The organism is Rhodopirellula bahusiensis (genome assembly GCF_002727185.1).
GTDB classification, from domain to species: domain Bacteria; phylum Planctomycetota; class Planctomycetia; order Pirellulales; family Pirellulaceae; genus Rhodopirellula; species Rhodopirellula bahusiensis.
In genome coordinates this window covers 12,862-29,966 of the sequence record NZ_NIZW01000042.1, presented here as the reverse complement: position 1 = coordinate 29,966, position 17,105 = coordinate 12,862, and the positions used below count along the sequence as shown (strand labels likewise).

The 17,105-nt window shown below is 56.5% G+C and carries 9 protein-coding genes; 7 read left to right on the top strand and 2 right to left on the bottom strand.

All coding sequences use genetic code 11. From position 1 onward, the window contains the following. Positions 1-159: 159 nt before the first annotated feature. Positions 160-765, bottom strand: coding sequence for an HNH endonuclease (locus tag CEE69_RS30040; protein WP_099264207.1), 606 nt, complete (start codon positions 763-765; stop codon positions 160-162). 235 nt (positions 766-1,000) lie between these two features. Between CEE69_RS30040 and CEE69_RS30035 the strand changes: the two genes are divergently transcribed. From CEE69_RS30035 to CEE69_RS30020, 4 genes are all read left to right on the top strand, one after another. Next, entirely contained in the window at positions 1,001-1,810 is an 810-nt protein-coding gene (locus CEE69_RS30035) for a DUF456 domain-containing protein (protein ID WP_099264206.1), read from the top strand. A 135-nt stretch (positions 1,811-1,945) separates the two neighbouring features. Next, positions 1,946-5,524, top strand: a complete 3,579-nt coding sequence (smc, locus tag CEE69_RS30030; RefSeq protein WP_099264205.1) for a chromosome segregation protein SMC — start codon at positions 1,946-1,948, stop codon at positions 5,522-5,524. 19 nt (positions 5,525-5,543) lie between these two features. Next, entirely contained in the window at positions 5,544-6,668 is a 1,125-nt protein-coding gene (corA, locus tag CEE69_RS30025) for a magnesium/cobalt transporter CorA (RefSeq protein ID WP_099264219.1), read from the top strand. A gap of 170 nt (positions 6,669-6,838) precedes the next feature. Then, a complete protein-coding gene (locus CEE69_RS30020; protein WP_099264204.1) occupies positions 6,839-8,689 on the top strand; it encodes a phospho-sugar mutase in 1,851 nt (616 codons plus the stop codon). Between the two features lie 34 nt (positions 8,690-8,723). On the opposite strand, the gene CEE69_RS30015 is transcribed toward CEE69_RS30020, so the two are convergent. After that, the gene (locus CEE69_RS30015) at positions 8,724-11,312 is read right to left on the bottom strand and encodes a DUF4159 domain-containing protein (RefSeq protein ID WP_099264218.1); all 2,589 of its coding nucleotides are present in this window, start codon (positions 11,310-11,312) and stop codon (positions 8,724-8,726) included. Between CEE69_RS30015 and CEE69_RS30010 the strand changes: the two genes are divergently transcribed. The 3 genes from CEE69_RS30010 (at position 11,236) to CEE69_RS30000 (ending at position 17,011) form a co-directional block, all read left to right on the top strand. Then, a complete protein-coding gene (locus tag CEE69_RS30010) occupies positions 11,236-12,327 on the top strand; it encodes an AAA family ATPase (RefSeq protein WP_390180012.1) in 1,092 nt (363 codons plus the stop codon). The genes CEE69_RS30015 and CEE69_RS30010 overlap by 77 nt on opposite strands. A gap of 128 nt (positions 12,328-12,455) precedes the next feature. Continuing rightward, positions 12,456-15,599 (top strand): PSD1 and planctomycete cytochrome C domain-containing protein, encoded by a 3,144-nt coding sequence (locus tag CEE69_RS30005; protein ID WP_233215795.1) that lies wholly within the window; start codon positions 12,456-12,458, stop codon positions 15,597-15,599. A 44-nt stretch (positions 15,600-15,643) separates the two neighbouring features. Next, entirely contained in the window at positions 15,644-17,011 is a 1,368-nt protein-coding gene (locus CEE69_RS30000; protein ID WP_099264216.1) for a DUF1501 domain-containing protein, read from the top strand. The last annotated feature ends 94 nt before the right edge of the window (positions 17,012-17,105 follow it).

Below are 17,105 nucleotides of genomic sequence, written 5' to 3'. Positions count from 1 at the left end.
CGAAATTTGTTTGTCGAGCAATTCCCGATTTTCAGCCGGCGGGACTACGGAAGACAACGTCTGAACGCGATCACGCCGGTCCCGGTGAGTCTGACGACGCACCGGGATGGCGAGCAAAAGTCCTCGTGGATAACCGGAATTCGCTCTTTCCCAAACTGCCTATTTGGCCGTTTGCAGGAACGTCTTCCAAGAAGCGTAGCGAGGGTCATCCATTGAATGAGTCATCAGTGGATTGAACCGAGGCTTGATCGGACGCGACAGCAATTTCATGCGTGCTTGCACCGGCGTGCGACCACCCTTGCGGCTGTTGCAACGCAGGCAGCAGCACACGATGTTTTCCCACGTCGTTCCACCGCCGTGAGAACGTGGCACAACGTGATCAAGGCTGAGCTTGTGGGTTGGTTCCGCTTTGCCGCAGTACTGGCAAGTGTGATCATCGCGAGCGAACAAGTTCTTGCGGTTGAACCGAACCGTTTGGGCCGGCATCCGATCGAAACGAGTCAATCGAGTGATCCGTGGGACCTTCATCTCAAACCCGACGGCTTGGATGTATTCATCCTCTGGTTGCTTTTGATCCGAAGCCAATTGGCTCAGTTCGCACCAGCTATCGAAGTCGTATCCAATGAATTGTCCATCGTCGTTGTCAATGACTTCCGCACAATCGCGATACAAAAGCGTCAACGCTCGACGAACATTGACCACGCGAATCGCCATGTAAAAGCGATTCAGCACCAATACGTTGGTTTCTAAAACCCGTCCGCTCATTGTTGCGTCAATCCTTTCCTCGATCAGAAAGCTGGCTTCGAAGTTGCTCCATCGTAGCGTTTGGGAAAAGAAGAAACCACAGTTTTGCAGTCTCTTCCCGCTTCACTCCATCGTTCCTGCAACGTGATGGGGCTGGTTCCCAAGTGGCTGATGAGACGGGAAATTACCGGGTTTGGTTCACCCCTGCCTGTCCATTTTGCCTTTCCACTTCAATTCTTCCGACAGATTTCACAGCATGATCGATCTGCAGATTGCTTGGATGCTTCTCGAGACACTGTTGCCAACCGAGATTGCTGTTCCGGCCGCGAACGTCGTTGGAGCATTGACTGGTGACGCAATCACTACGGCGGTTGGCGTCGATCCGTTCTCGTCTTTGACCTCCTCACTCGACGTCGGTTTTGCTCAGGCCGAAGCCATCTCGACGGAGGAGACCGACGGTGGTTTCTGGGCCAGCGTCAGCGACGCCTTGGTGTGGACTCGCGACACCGTTCGAGACGTGATGATGCCGGTGGGAGTCGTTGCACTAGGGATATCGTTGATTCTCGCATGCACCTTGGCTTGGTTGTTGAATCTGGTCGCACTGCCGGGAAATTGGTTGGCGATCGCGCTGATGGCACTGTACGCGTGGTTGGGTCCCGAAACTGGACGCTGGCAGCTCGGGCTGGTGTCGTTGGCGATCGCTTTTTTGCTGGGGTTGGTCGGCGAGTTGGTCGAGTTTTTGGCGGGGGCGATGGGGGCCAGCCGGGCGGGAGCCAGCCGACGAGCCACGTTGATGGCGATTGTCGGTTCGATCATTGGGGCCATCGTCGGAGGGATCGTGGGCCTGCCCATTCCCGTCGTCGGGCCGGTATTGGCGGCGATTTTGTTCGGAGGTTTGGGGGCGACGGCGGGAGCCATGTACGCGGAATGGAACGACGGCAAGACTTGGCGAGACAGCTGGCGGATTGGGCAAGCTGCGTTTTGGGGGCGAACGACCGGAACGGTGGGCAAAATGGTCGCCGGGCTGTTGGTTTTGGTTGTCTGCGTGATTGGGGTGCTTTTTTGATGGCCAGGATTGTGAGCCGTTTCACGTGATCGAACTAGGATTTCGACGGCATTTTGGCTAGTCTTGAACCGTCGAAACCACGTTTCACCCGTCCGTCGTTCAAATTTTCTTTCGCTCCCGGCAACACAATCATTCATGCTCAAAGCACTCGAGCTGGCCGGTTTCAAGAGCTTCGCTGATCGCACGCGGTTTGATTTCCCCGATGGCATCACGGTTGTCGTGGGGCCAAACGGTTCCGGGAAGTCGAACATTGTCGATGCGATGAAATGGGTCTTGGGCAGTCAAAGTGCCAAGAGTCTTCGCGGGAAGGACATGTCGGATGTGATCTTCAAAGGGTCACAAACTCGCGGTCCCGCGGGCGCCGCGGAGGCGACGATCATCTTCGACAACACCGGTGGTCAGATGCCGGTGGATGCTCCCGAGGTCCACGTGACTCGGCGAGTTTATCGAAGCGGCGAAGGCGAGTACCTGATCAACCAACAGGCCGTCCGTCTGAAGGACGTCAAAGCTCTGATCCGCGGAACGGGCATTGGGATCGATGCTTACAGTTTGATCGAGCAGGGCAAAGTCGATCGAATGTTGCAAGCCAACGCGAAAGATCGACGGGCCATCTTTGAAGAAGCCGCGGGGATCAGTCGTTTCAAAGCCAAGAAGGTGGAAGCCGAGCGGCGACTGGAACGCGTGCAAACGAACCTGACGCGTTTGGGTGACATCGTTGACGAAGTCGCCACGCGATTGAAAACGCTGAAGAGCCAAGCCGGGAAAGCAGAACGCTATCGCCAAGCCAGTGACCGATTGAAGGAACTTCGGACGGTCGTCGCTTGGACCGATTGGATGACTCTGTCGTCTGAACTGAACGAAGCCACTTCGCAACTGGAAACTGCTCAACGACAACACGGCGAAGCGGACGCTCTACGTGAATCGTTGGAAGAGCAACGGCAAGCTGCCGAGATGCAATTGCAAACGATCGCCGAAGCAGCTCGCGAAGCGGAACAAAGCCGCAGCGAGTTGTCCGGCGAGATCGCTCGCATCGGTGGTCGTCGCGAATCGGATCAGACGACTTTGGTCGAGCAACGGCGCACGTTGATCGGTCACTATCGGCGATTGCGAGCGATGCGAACCGAAGCTGGATCGGCCGTCGCTGATTTGCGAAAGACAATCGCGGCGTTGGAAGTCGCTGAGTCCGAGTTGGCGGAAGTCCAGCAGAAGAAAGAATCGATCGCCACCAAACGCGATGCGGAACAGGCGACCGTTCATCGGATCGAAACGACTCGTGATGATTTGCAACGTGATCACTTGGCTGCGGTGCGCCGGGTTGCCGAGCACGAAGCCAACCGAGGGCGGGTGGCTCAACAAATGCGAGAGGCTACGCGGGCTCTCGAGGAGATCGCACGAAATTTGGTGACGGCCGACGAAGGGTTGAAGACTGCTCAGCACGACCACGACCAAGTCGCTCGCAATGTTTCGGAGCTGGAAAAACGAATCACCGAAGCGCAACGCGAAGTCGAAATCGCGGACGCGAAAGTTTGCGAGACTCGCCGAGTGCTGGAGCGACGCCGCGAAGAAATTGGATCACTGAAGATTCGGTTGCAGGGGATCACCGAGCGGGCTCGCGTGCTGGAAGAGCTTCAGCAAAAACAAGAAGGTGTCAGCGGCGGCGTTCGCGAAGTGCTGCGGATGAGCAACGCTCAACTGAAAAAAGATCTGGTCGGAATCGTCGCGGATTGTTTCGTGGTCGATCGGCAAGTCGCTCCGCTGATCGATGCGGCACTTGGGCCTCGCAGCCAATACGTCATCGTCCGCGGTGGCTCAGTCAGCGATGCGATCAGTCGCGGTGAGATCAAGATTGGCACGCGAGTCGGGATCATCCGACTGGATGAGCTGCCCAACCGACGGCCCGGTGACAAGATCCGTTTGGACGGTTTGGCCGGCGTGATTGGTCGCGCTGACAAAATGATTGATTGCGAGGTCGAACTGGAACCGCTGGTTCGTCACCTGCTCGGCAACACTTGGTTGGTCGACACGTTGGCCACCGCGATCGGATTGCGAAAGCTGTCTTCGGCCGGTTTGCGTTTCGTGACCGCGTCGGGTGACTTGCTGGACAACGATGGATCCAGTGTGGTGGGGCCTCCCGGTGGTGAAACCGGTTTGGTCAGCCGTCGTAGTGAGCTGGCGGCGGCAAAGTCCGAGATGCAGCACTACAGCTATCAAATTGCCGAAGCCGAAAAAGAAGTTGGCCGTCTGACGGGAGTCGTCGATAGCGAAGCCGCGGAGCTTGGTCGTCATGAACAGGCCATGCGGAACTGGATCACGGAACACGCGGCTGCCGAAGCGAAATTGCATCACGTCGCCGAGCGTTTGTCCGCTCGTCAGGCAACCGTCGACGAACTGAAACGATCTTCGGCGTCGCACACTGAGTTGCTCGCGACGGCTGAGCAGCAAGACGGTGAGCTGGCCCGTTCGATCCAGGATGGCAAGCAAGAAATTGAGACGCTGGAAACTCAGCGAAGCGAAGTCGATCAACAATTGACGGTGGCTTCGGAGCAGCTTCGCGAGGTGCAATCCGAAGCGATGAGCATCTCGGTTGAGGCGGCTCGCAGCGAACAGCGAGTCGAATCGTTGACCATCGCCGCCGATGTGGCTCGTCGCGATCAAAGTCAGCGGGAAGCGGCCAACCAAGAAGTTCGCGACGCGATGACTCGAACGCGAGAACGGATCACCGAGATCGAAACGAGAATCTTGGACGCGGACAATCGGTTGGCGGAATTGATGATCGCGATGGAAGCGGCTGATTCAAAACTCCAGATTCTGGCAGCCGAAGCCAACCAGGAACGCGAAGCAACACGCCGCGTCCAATCCGAATCGCAAGCGGCTATCAAAGCCGTTGCCAAAGCGACCGAAACCGTCGCGACAATCAGTTCGGCTCGCGATGCTGCGGAACTTAAGCAAGCCACGCTGGCGGATCGGATCGCCGAGGATTACCAGATCGACCTCCGAAACGACGAGCCTCCTGAAGAATTGGCCGAAATCGAAGACCGGTCTTCGGTCGATCAAGAGATCAGCCAGCTTCGGGGCCAGGTGCAAAATGTTGGCTCGGTCAACATGGAAGCTTTGGAGGAACTCAACGAGCTTCAGGTTCGCTACGACGAACTGCACGGTCAGTATCAAGACTTGACCGCTGCGAAAGACTCGCTTCAGCGCGTGATCGCTCGCATCAACGCGGATTCGCGGCGGTTGTTCTTGGACACGCTCGAAGCCATCCGAATCAACTTCCAAAAGCTGTATCGAAAATCGTTTGGCGGTGGTCACGCCGATTTGATATTGGAAGAGTCCGACGATCCGTTGGAAGCCGGTGTCGAGATCGTTGCCACGCCGCCTGGAAAGCCAAGTTTCAGCAACTCGTTGTTGTCGGGTGGTGAAAAAGCGTTGACGGCGGTTGCGTTGTTGATGTCGATCTTCCAGTATCGCCCCAGCCCGTTCTGCGTGCTGGACGAAGTGGACGCCCCGTTTGACGAAGCCAACATCGGCCGATTCGTGACCGTGTTGACGGAGTTCTTGGATCAGTCCAAGTTCATTGTTGTGACGCACAGCAAAAAAACGATGACCGCGGCGACAACGTTGTACGGTGTCACGATGCAAGAGTCCGGGGTCAGCAAACAAGTCTCGATCCGGTTTGAAGATGTCAGCGAAGACGGACAAATCAACGCCGCGTAAACGAGACTTTCTGCTTGCGATGGGTGCATTGCCCGGCAAACTGCCGCTGCATCTTCGCGTGCACCGGCCTCGCTGGGCACGTTCGCGGTCCAAGATTGGAAACGTCCCCGGCGATTTGTCGAGCGATGTTTCGACGAAAAAAAAGGACGCCGTCCCCAGTCACATTCGCGTGATCCAGTACGACGGACGGACGCACCGGAACGAAGTGGTCGACTCGATCGAAAGTGTTGACACCGCCGATCCAAATGTGGTGACCTGGATCGATCTGCACGGCATCCGTGACATGGAAGTGCTTCGCTCGCTTGGGCAACGATTCGGTTTGCACCCGTTGGCTTTGGAAGACGTGGTCCAAATGGATCAGCATGCCAAGCTGGAACGCTATGGCGAGACATTGTTCTTCATCGCCCGCATGCCGGTCGGCGACGATGGTTTCCGAACCGAACAAGTCAGCATGTTCCTGGTCGGCAACACCGTCATCACAATCCAAGAACACGTCGGCGATTGCCTCGATCCTGTCCGCGACCGAATCTCCCGGGCGAGGGGACGCATCCGAGACCGCGGGGCAGACTATTTGGTTTATGCGATCATCGACGCAATCATTGACGGCTATTTTCCGGTCATCGAACGCTACGAGCGTCATCTGTCCGAAATGGCTGAGTTGTTGCAGGACAAAGACAACGACAACTTGCCAATGCATCTGCACCACATCCGTGCGGATCTTCTGTCGATTCGCAAAACGGTCCAGCAACACCGTGACGCACTTCGGCTTTTGTTGAGGGAAGGTGAAAGCATTCTCGGTGACGACACCCGTTTGTATCTTCGCGATTGCCAGGACCACATTGGGCAGTTGATGGAAGCCGCGGACACCGACCGCGAGACCTGCGGCGAATTACGGGAGTTGTATTTCGCTTTGCTCGGGCAAAAAAATAATGATGTGATGAAAGTGTTAACGATCATCGCGACACTGTTCATCCCGATGAGTTTCGTCGCTGGGATCTATGGGATGAACTTTGATCAGAAGGCATCGCCATTGAACATGCCCGAACTGGAATGGAGTTTTGGCTACCCGTTCGCTCTTTCAGTGATGATGGTTCTGGCATTGAGTCTGCTGTACTTCTTGTACCGCAAGGGTTGGTTGAGCTAGCGAAGTCGGGTTGATCGAGTGACCCAGGCGTCACCGATTGCACGCGAAATAGTACGGAATTCGCGTCTCCGGAACGTTTGGACGTTAGGTGGTGAGACGGTCCGTCGGGGCGTAGAATCTGGGCCCACTGACTCGACCTGTCTCCCCGTTATCCCCGGTGCGATCTCATCATGACATCTGGTTCCAACCCTGCTTCGTCCCCTTCCCTGTCCGTCGACGAAGCCTTGGCCGCGATCGATCAAGCTTGCCAAGAAAAGAAGCTGACCGCCGGAGCCGTGGAAAACATTCGATCTTGGTTGACCGAAGATCGATATCGCAACTACCGCGACCAAACGCTGCAACACATCGCCGACGGCATGTGGCAAAAGCTGGACGACGTTTTCTGGACGATCATTCCGTTCGGCACCGGTGGACGCCGCGGTCGGATGTACGAAATTGGATCGAACGCAATCAACGACCGAACGATCGGTGAGAGCGCTCAAGGACTGGCCGACTACGTCGTTCAATACCACGGCGGTGCCAAGCAACTGTCGTGTGCGATCGCTTACGACACGCGGCACAAATCTCGTCACTTTACCGAGCTCTGTGCCGGCATCATGGTCGCGGCCGGGTTCAAGGTTTATTTGCTGGACGATTACCGAGCGACGCCTCAGTTGTCGTTCGCAGTGCGTCATTTGAATTGCGATTGCGGCATCATGGTGACGGCCAGCCACAACCCGCCAAGCGACAACGCGGTGAAGGTGTACTGGTCAACGGGCGGTCAAGTTTTGCCACCACACGACAAAGCGATCATCGACGGCGTGATGAGCTGCCAAGAAATTCGTGCGACTCCTTTCGCGGAAGCGATGGCCGACGGACGCATCGAAGTCGTCACAGAACAGATCGATGCGGCCTTCATTGACGCCGCGTCACAGTGTGCTTTTGAAGGTTCACGGGATGTCAAAATCCTTTACTCTCCACTGCACGGCGTCGGCGAAGAAGCCGTCATTCCGTTGATGCGGCGAGACGGCTTCACTCAACTTGATGTCTACGAAGGTCATCGCGAAAAGAGTGGTGACTTTCCGAACGTTCCCGGGCATGTGTCCAACCCTGAAAACTCAGCCGTCTTCGAAGCTCCCATCGAAACGGCTCGTGCCGGTGGGTACGACCTGGTTCTCGCAACCGATCCCGACTGCGATCGTTTGGGAGTGGCTGCTCCGTTGACCACCGATTCCAGTGGCGAATGGGGAACCTTCACAGGCAACCAAATTGCTGCGTTGTTGGCCGACTACGTGCTGGAGCAAACGGTGAAGTCGGGCAAGCTGACCGATCGTTCTTACGTCATCAAGACTTTGGTCACCACCGAATTAGTACGCCGCATCGCTGAGTCGCACGGGGCACGCTGCGTCGGTGATTTGTTGGTCGGGTACAAGTACATCGCCGAGGCGATGGATCGCGAAGGCCCCGAAGATTTCGTCTACGGTTGCGAAGAGTCGCATGGTTATCTCGTTGGCACTTACGCTCGAGACAAAGACGGCGCGGTCGCTTGCATGTTGATGGGTGAGCTGGCGGCGAAGTTGAAAGCCGAGGGCAAGTCGATGCACGAGTACATGGCTGACTTGTACCGCAAGCATGGCATGCACCGTGAAAATCTGATCAACGTTTTCATGGAAGGCAGCGAAGGGATGGCCGCGATGCAGAGCTTGATGAAAGCTTTCCGCGCAGAACCACCAAAGTCGCTCGGCGGAATCGCGGTTGCCCAAGTGCGTGACTACGGCAGTGCAACCATCTTGAACGTTGCCGACGGTTCCACATCGCCGTTGGAAGGCCCAAGTGGAAACCTGGTCATCATGGACCTGGAAATGTCCGGCAACTACGTCGCTGTCCGTCCCAGTGGCACCGAACCCAAGGTGAAGTTCTACGTCTTCACTCGCTTGGAAGCCGCCGAGTCGCAGGACGCGAGAGACGCGGACATCAAGTTGTCTGATCGCTTGCGTGCGATCGAAGAAGATGTTCGCGATTTCGCTCGGCTGCATTCCTGAGACGCATCGAACTCTTGAGGCTCGTTGAGTCGTCTCAGCGGTTGAGCGAGTAGAGAATCAATCCGGCCAAGATTCGGGCGGCGTCGGTGGTGTTGTAGCCCGGGCATTGCACCGAGTTTTGTGACTCGAGTGCACAGCTGAGATCGAGCGGTGAGTAATACACCGCCGCTTGATCGTCGACTTGCAGCAAATCGACAATCGGCGTCGATCGCACGCGACTGATTTTGAGCGTTTGATTCTTTTGACGCTCGCCAGTTTGGTTGGAACGTCGGACGGTGACATCGCTCAAGTCATAGCCGCCGTAGCGAGTTGTCCAGGCAGGATGTTCCTTCGCCATGGGCTCGAATGACTCGCCTGAGAACAGATCGGCGAGTTGAGAGCGGATGGATGTGCCGAATGCTTCGCTGCCGCAAATGGGGCTGGCGATGATGATACCGCCTCGCGAGGCGAACGCTCGCAGGGCATCTTTTTCGGATGGTTTCAGGTCGACCGCGGTTTGACCGTGCAGATACAGCACGCCAACGCGGGCCAACGATTCCTCGGTCAGGTCAATCGGATCGTTCACCGCGATGACTTCGATCGCCAACTTTTCGCGGATCAGCGTGGCTGCGTTGGGGAGGGCTCGAAGAACTTGTTTTTCACCAGCCCCAAGGGCACCGACTGCGATCGGGATGGCTCCGCGTGTCGGCGGAGGTGCGGTCGAACCATCCACGATCGATGCCGCGTCTAGCTTGTTCTTCAGTTCGCGGCCGGTCGCGTACGCAATGATATTCTCGCCGATCGAAATCCCCGCTTCAATTTGAGGCCGAAGGGCGGCCGGCATGTCGCCGTTGCGAAGAAGCGGTCCACCGTGTTTCCATCGGCAAGACAAACTACGAGGTGAATAGAACACCGGGGTTCGGCAGCAAGCACCCACACCATAAACCCAGAAATCCGGGCCGATCGCGGTGGGATCAACCGGACGCTCGGCGAACCAAACCGGATGGGACGGTGGCAGACGTTCGAGTTGGCTGGCGGGAAACCATCGCTGGCTCAGGTCGATCACGCTGGCTTGAAAACCAGACGCGTCACCGCACCCGTCTCCGCCGATAGCATCGAACAAGATCGTTCCACCCTGATCGATGTATTGCTTCAGCGTATCGACCAGTTCGTTGCTGAATTGAATTCGTTGCGAACCGCGAATCACGATCACGGGAACTCGCAGCAGATCCGCGACGGTTGCACCTTCCGCCTGAATCGTTTGCCAAGTCAACTCTTGCGACCAATCACGTTCGACGTGTCGAACCAATTGCTTCAGTGAAGTTGAAAACGGAAGTGACGCAGTGTTGTTCGCACCGAGCGTTCGAAGCGATGGATGGTCGAGTTGCCCGACAACGACTTGTCGTTTTCCTTTGGAGAGAAACAGCAATGCAAACGATGTGGCGACATCGCGTTTGCTTTCAGCGGGACCTGAACCGATCCAGAACCCACGAAACGCATCTTGCAGACTCACCAAATGCTCGGCGCCCTCGCGATACCAATCGTGTCCGCCGATCAAACGGCGGCCCGACAGCCGTCCGACTCGTTCGATGGCGTAGAGGTAGTAGAAATCGCTCGACAGTGCGCTTCCCGGATTGGTCTCGACGGTGAAAATTCGGGTGAGGAACTCAAAGCCTTTTTCAATCGCGGGATCGTCGGTTTGTTCATCGCAGCACCGCAGTGTTTTTTGGTCGGTGTCGAGCGTGCTCAGGGCGTCTTGAGCGATCAGCAGCGATCCGATCCCGGCGCACGTCATGCTGCCGGTTGGATCGATTGACCTGTACGGCCAACCTCCACGTTGCAACTGTAGATTGCGCCAATAGGCTTGGGCTCGCTGGAACACGACGGGATCCACTTCGACACCTCGGTTGACCGCTTCCCCGAGAGCCAGCAACGCGAATTGACTGTTGGAAGGATCGCCGCCACCTTCTTTGTCGCCGTAGTCCCACGCACCCGGGTTTCTCGAATTGGCGGTTTTTTGATTCGCGGTCATCCACGCGACGTTGCGACGGATTCGTGGCAGATCTTCCAAGGCACCGACGTGGCAGAATACCAGCGTTTGCAAACTGACGGCGTATGTCTGCGTCGGTTCGTACCGTCGAAGGTAGTTGAGGGCTCGGACCATGTCGGGATCGTTGCGAGACACGCCCGCGTTCAGCCAAGCGAGTGTGCAAAGCGATGACAGGCCACACGATTGGCCCGGAAACTCATCCCAACCTCCCCGGTCGGTTTGTGACTTGCGAAGGTATTCGACCCCGCGATCGATCGCACGCTGAACCGTGGGAGCATCGATGCGTCCGCGGTTGTCTTGCGCGGTGCATTGCTGGGCTGTGTTTGCCAGCAAACTGAGGGTGCAGAGCACGGCGATGATGGCACACCGATATCGCTTGCTTGTCCCAAGGCGTAAACTGCGAAGACTCCCGCACGCGAGTTTTCGGCCGGATTGGTTTGGATCCATGACGTCGTCATCGTGAGCCGTGCGGTGGAAACCCGTGCGACTCGAAACATTGCGATTTGGACTGTGATTCATGGCTGATCCTTCGGTTCCGACCCCTCCACCGATGAACCCCGCCGCAGGGAATGCGAGTTCGGGTGATGCGTCCAAGCCCCGCAACTTGGCAGATGTGTTGCGAGAGTTCTCGGAGCACCAAAAGAAGATGCGGGAAGAGTTGGCGAAGGTCATTGTGGGCCAATCGGACACGATCGAACAGTTGTTAGCGGCCATCTTTACTCGCGGTCACTGTTTACTCGAGGGTGTACCGGGGTTGGCCAAGACTTTGATGGTCAGCACGCTCGCGAATATTCTGGATGTTTCGTTCAAACGGGTTCAATTCACGCCCGACTTGATGCCATCGGACATCACCGGGACACAGGTGATGGAAGAGGACGAATCGGGGCGGCGAAGTTTTCGGTTCGTCGAAGGTCCGATTTTCGCCAATATTTTGCTGGCGGACGAGATCAACCGAACGCCGCCGAAGACACAAGCGGCGTTGCTCGAAGCGATGCAGGAACGTCAGGTGTCCGTCGGGCGAGAGACTCACACATTGCCCGAGCCGTTTTTTACGATCGCGACCCAGAACCCGGTTGAGCAAGAGGGCACGTACCCGCTGCCCGAGGCCCAACTCGATCGATTCATGTTCAACATCAAAATCGACTATCCGTCGGCGGAGGAAGAAGAAAAGATTTTGACCGCGACGACGCGAGGCGAATCCGCGACCGTCAACAAAATTTTATCCGCTCGAGCGATCCTGAATTGCCAGAAATTGGTCAGCAGCATCGCGGCGGGGCCTTTGGTCATTCGATACGCGGCTCAATTGGTGCGAGCGACTCGTCCTTCGGATGAATCGGCGCCAGAGTATGTTCGAGAATTGGTCGATTGGGGGGCGGGCCCACGTGCGGGCCAGAACTTGATCGCCGGTGGCAAAGCGATCGCGGCGATGAACGGCCGGTTCAGCGTCGAGCCCGGTGACATTCAAAAAATCGCATTGCCGGTGCTGCGGCACCGCATTGCGACCAACTTCCAAGCCCAAGCCGAGGGGATGAACACGGATTCTGTGATTCAGCGGCTATTGAAGGACATCCCAATTCCAGAACCGGCTAAAATGGAACGCTCCAAGTGACGAGGTTCCTTGCGGCGTGAGCGTCGACTCGGCGATCGCGTCACTCCCGCCAGATGCCAGCCCGCCAAATCTCGCCCATGCCGTATCGCTCACAAAACCTTTCTGCACGTTCCAACGCATGCTCTTCGATGATGAGTGTTCGGCGTGGGACATCGCGTTTGCTGACTTCGTTCTTGATGTTGGGAGTCCTGTTGTCGGCGACTTCCTGGGCGGAAGACGAATCAGTCCAACGCGAGTTCTTTGAGAACCGCATTCGCCCTTTGCTCAGCGAACATTGCTACGAGTGCCATGGTTCGGATGTCGATGAGCGGCAAGGCAGTCTGCGTCTCGACCATGGTTCATTTTTGCTGAGCGGTGGGGATTCGGGCCCAGCTCTGATCGCGGGCGAAGTCGATGACAGTCTGTTGATCGAAGCGGTCCGGTTTGAATCGTATGAGATGCCGCCATCCGGCAAACTGTCAGACGAAGACATCGGCGCCTTGGAAAAGTGGATCGCCGAAGGGGCCTATTGGCCAGAAGAACCTTTGCCCGAAGGAGCCGAAGGCGAAGCCAAGTCGTTTGACTTGGAAGATCGGCGAGAAACCCATTGGGCTTGGCAGCCGGTCCGAGACAGCGTTCCACCGGCGGTCACCAATCCAGCTTGGTCGCGTGACTCAATCGATCAATTCATCTTGGCTGGTTTGGAAGACGCAGGGCTATCGCCCGCGAATCCGGCCGATCGCAAAACGTTGGTGCGTCGGCTGACGTTCGCATTGACGGGTTTGCCGCCGACGCCGAAAGAGGTCGCCAACTTTGAAAACAATTCGCGTCCAGACGCGATGCATCGGTTGTTGGATCGCTTGATCGCTTCACCTGAGTTCGGAAATCGTTGGGGACGTCATTGGTTGGACTTGGTTCGCTACGCCGAATCCCGTGGGCACGAGTTCGACGCCGATATCCCCAACGCGGACCAGTACCGCGACTATGTCGTGCGAGGTCTCAACTCGGACGTGCCCTATGACCAGTGGGTGCGAGAGCACATCGCTGGCGATTTGATGACTCAGCCGCGGATGAGTTACCAAGGTCGTGAAGGCGGGGCTCCGTTCAATGAATCTGTTTTGGGAACGGGGTTTTGGCACCTGGGCGAATGGGTTCACTCACCCGTGGATATCCGCAAGGATGAATCGGACCGCATCGACAACATGATCGATGTGATGTCGAAAACATTCCAGGGAGTCACGGTCGCGTGTGCCCGATGTCATGACCATAAGTTCGATGCGATCTCGACGGCTGACTATTACTCGTTGTCTGGTTTTCTGCAGAGTAGCGACTACGCCGAAATTCGATTCGACACGATCGAGCACAATCGCCGAGTGGCCGCTGAAATTCAGGAACTCGACGAGACCTATCGCGAAAAGTTTGAGTCGACATTTGCCGATCTATATCGCGAGGTTGAGCAGGGCGACGAGGATTGTGCTTGGCCCGATTCCATCGTGACTTCGTTTGATCAACTCGGTGCGCAAGACTTCCGGCAGAACGGATTTGTCTTTGGTGCCGAGCCTTTGCGATCGGGTGAGCCGCAATTGATCGAGCCGCGCGAATCTGAGTCCGATGATTCGGAAAGCACCGCCAATCAGTTGGTCACGCTGACTAAGAATACTGTCGCGAAAAATGATGAGGCTTGGAACGGATTGCAGTCGGTGCGATCCAAAGCCACCAACGCTCGTGGAAAGTTGCGTGGCTACCCGCGCGCGGGTCGAACGCTTCGTTTACCGACCTTCGAACTGACTGAGCCGATCGTTTCCATTCGCATTCGCGGCACGGGCAACGTTTTCGCGTGTGTTGATTCGCATCGTTTGGTCGATGGTCCGTTGCACGGCGAAACGATTGTGAAGTTCAAGGAGGTCGACGGTTGGGTTCAGATGAATTTGGGCCGGTACCTTGGTCACCGTCTGCATTTTGAATTCACGCCTGCGGAAAACCAAAACATTGAAATCCTGTGCGTTGCGCAGTCATCGAAGAAAAACGTCGGTAAGACGCGAAAGGAAATTCAGGGTCGATTGGATGCGAAAGCGGAGCAAGTCGCTTCCTTGGAAGCCGCGATTCGTGACAAAGTCGCGGCGGATGAATCACTTCGCTCGGAAATGAAAGCTTGGCAATCCGAATGGTTTTCGAAGCGTCAGCAATTGGTGTCTCAGATTCGGAAACGATCTCGTTTGGCGATCGGCATGATCGACGGAAACGGTGAGGACGCCGCGATTCTGATTCGTGGCAATTCATCCAGCGAAGGTGACATTGAGCCTCGGCATTTCTTGACCGCGATCACGGGTGGAGAACGCATTGGCGATGAGACGGGAAGCGGACGTTTGGAACTCGCCGACCAGATCAACGACCCGCACAACCCGCTGACGTCTCGTGTGATCACCAATCGTTTGTGGCATCATTTGTTGGGCCGCGGAATTGTGCCGACGACAGACGATTTTGGTGTGCTGGGGATGCGTCCAACTCACCCCGAATTACTCGACCACCTTGCGACCGATTTCGACCGGCATGGTCGGCATCTCAAGTGGATGATTCGGCGGATTGCGTTGACAAGCACCTATCAAATGTCGATGCAAAGTGTTTCCGACGAGATGGCTTCGCGTGCAGCATCGGTTGATCCGAAGAACGAATTGCTGCACCAAAGCAATTTGCATCGACTCGAAGGGGAGGTCATCCGCGATAGTTTGCTTGCCGTCTCTGGCCAACTCGACCGATCACTGGAAGGTGTTTCGGTGCCCGTTCACTTGACGTCCTTCATGAACGGTCGAGGGCGACCCGCGAAGAGTGGTCCTTTGGATGGGAATCGTCGTCGGTCGATTTACTCGGCGGTTCGTCGGAACTTTTTATCGCCGATGATGAGCGTGTTTGACACGCCCAATCCGTTCAGCACCATGGGCCGCCGGAATGCGTCCAATGTTCCGGCGCAAGCGTTGGTGATGCTCAATGATCCGTTGGTGCGGAAGCAGTCGCGATTCTTCGCCGAACGAGCGATGCGAGAAGTGCCCCTGAATCTGTCATCGGGATCCGGCGAATCGGCTCCTTCGGCAAGTGACTCCGCCGTCGATCAACGCATTGACTGGATGTTTTGGACCGCGTTGGGCCGTTCGGCGACAGATGCGGAGCTAAATTCCATTCGCGAATATGTTCAGGCATCCAGTGCGGCTTCGGGAACAACTGTGGAAGATGTCTCGTTGTGGGCCAACGTGGCCCATGCCATCGTCAACACCAAAGAATTTGTGTTTGTGCCATGAGCGGACTTTCAACTTTCGGTCATCCGGCCATCAGTCGTCGCCAGATGTTGGCCCAAACCTCGATGGGGTTTGGCGGGGTGGCGTTGGCTGGGCTCATGAATGAAGCCGCCGCGGATCACGCGGGTCATGGCGTTCATCATCCTGCCAAAGCGAAGAATGTCATCTTCCTTTACATGGATGGTGGACCGTCGCAAATCGATACGTTTGATCCCAAACCACTGCTCACGAAAATGGACGGCCGCGACCCGGGCGACTTGTTTCGCGTTGAGCCAACTCAGTTCAACAACAACGGCAAGGTTCTTGGCAGCCCGTGGAAGTTCAAGCAGCACGGCGAAAGCGGTATCCCCGTCAGCAGTTTGTTTCCGCACGTTGCCGAGTGCGTTGACGAGCTGGCGGTGATTCGTTCGATGGTGTCAGAGTTTTCCGAGCACACTTTCGCGAACTACTTTTTGCACACGGGAAGTGGGTTGCAGGGGCGTCCCAGCATGGGCGCGTGGGTGAACTACGGTCTTGGCTCGGAGTGTGACAACCTGCCTGGCTTCGTGGCTTTGAATGGAGGCTTGATTCCTCCCGGTGGACTGGATTGTTTCGGCAGCGGTTTCTTGCCAGCGACCTATCAGGGATCAGTTTTCCAGCCGCACGGCACCGCGGTCGCAAATATTAAATCACCCGAGCCGGATATCGGACGCCAACGGGCTCACCTTGATTTGATCGGCAAGTTGGACTCAGAAGCCATGCGACGCGGGCTTCGGCACGATGCGGTGGAATCCGCGATTGCGAACTACGAGTTGGCTTTTCAAATGCAAGCGGCGGTTCCGGACTTGATGTCAATCAAGGATGAACCGGAACACATCCGCAAACTGTATGGACTTGATTCTAAGAACAAGGGAACTCAAATCTATGCGGCCGAGTGTTTGATCGCTCGACGTTTGGTCGAACGCGGCGTGCGCTTCATCGAGTTGACTTGCCCTCAAGTGGGCAGCGATCGATGGGACCAGCACAACAATTTGAAGGAAGGCCACGAGAGAAACGCTTTGGCCGTGGATCAGCCAATTGCGGGATTGCTGAAAGATCTGCGTCAACGCGGAATGCTGGACGAAACACTGGTCGTTTGGGCGGGTGAATTTGGTCGAACCCCGTTCGCTCAGGGTTCCAATGGCCGCGATCACAACCCTTTCGGTTTCTCGATTTGGATGGCGGGCGGCGGGATTCGGCCGGGGATCACGTACGGCGCGACGGACGAATTTGGCTACAAAGCGGTTGAGAATCGCACCGAAATTCATGATTTGCATGCCACGATGCTGCATTTGATGGGAGTCGATCACACACGGTCGACGTTCCGATTTGGTGGCCGCGATATGCGACTGACGGATGTGAAAGGTCATTTGATCGACGCCGTCATTCAGGGCTGAGTCGGGGAGAAGCGGGACCGACGCTCTTGCGGTGACTTTGTGTCCAGCGTTAGTGTTTCGGCGAAGGCCAGATGCTCTACAATTTGCATTGCCT

Excerpts from the sequence above, each read along its gene's own strand:
- CEE69_RS30040 (WP_099264207.1), bottom strand. The coding sequence starts at position 765 with ATGAGCGGACGGGTTTTAGAAACCAACGTATTGGTGCTGAATCGCTTT.
- CEE69_RS30035 (WP_099264206.1), top strand. The coding sequence starts at position 1,001 with ATGATCGATCTGCAGATTGCTTGGATGCTTCTCGAGACACTGTTGCCA.
- smc (WP_099264205.1), top strand. The coding sequence starts at position 1,946 with ATGCTCAAAGCACTCGAGCTGGCCGGTTTCAAGAGCTTCGCTGATCGC.
- corA (WP_099264219.1), top strand. The coding sequence starts at position 5,544 with ATGGGTGCATTGCCCGGCAAACTGCCGCTGCATCTTCGCGTGCACCGG.
- CEE69_RS30020 (WP_099264204.1), top strand. The coding sequence starts at position 6,839 with ATGACATCTGGTTCCAACCCTGCTTCGTCCCCTTCCCTGTCCGTCGAC.
- CEE69_RS30010 (WP_390180012.1), top strand. The coding sequence starts at position 11,236 with ATGGCTGATCCTTCGGTTCCGACCCCTCCACCGATGAACCCCGCCGCA.
- CEE69_RS30005 (WP_233215795.1), top strand. The coding sequence starts at position 12,456 with ATGATGAGTGTTCGGCGTGGGACATCGCGTTTGCTGACTTCGTTCTTG.
- CEE69_RS30000 (WP_099264216.1), top strand. The coding sequence starts at position 15,644 with ATGTTGGCCCAAACCTCGATGGGGTTTGGCGGGGTGGCGTTGGCTGGG.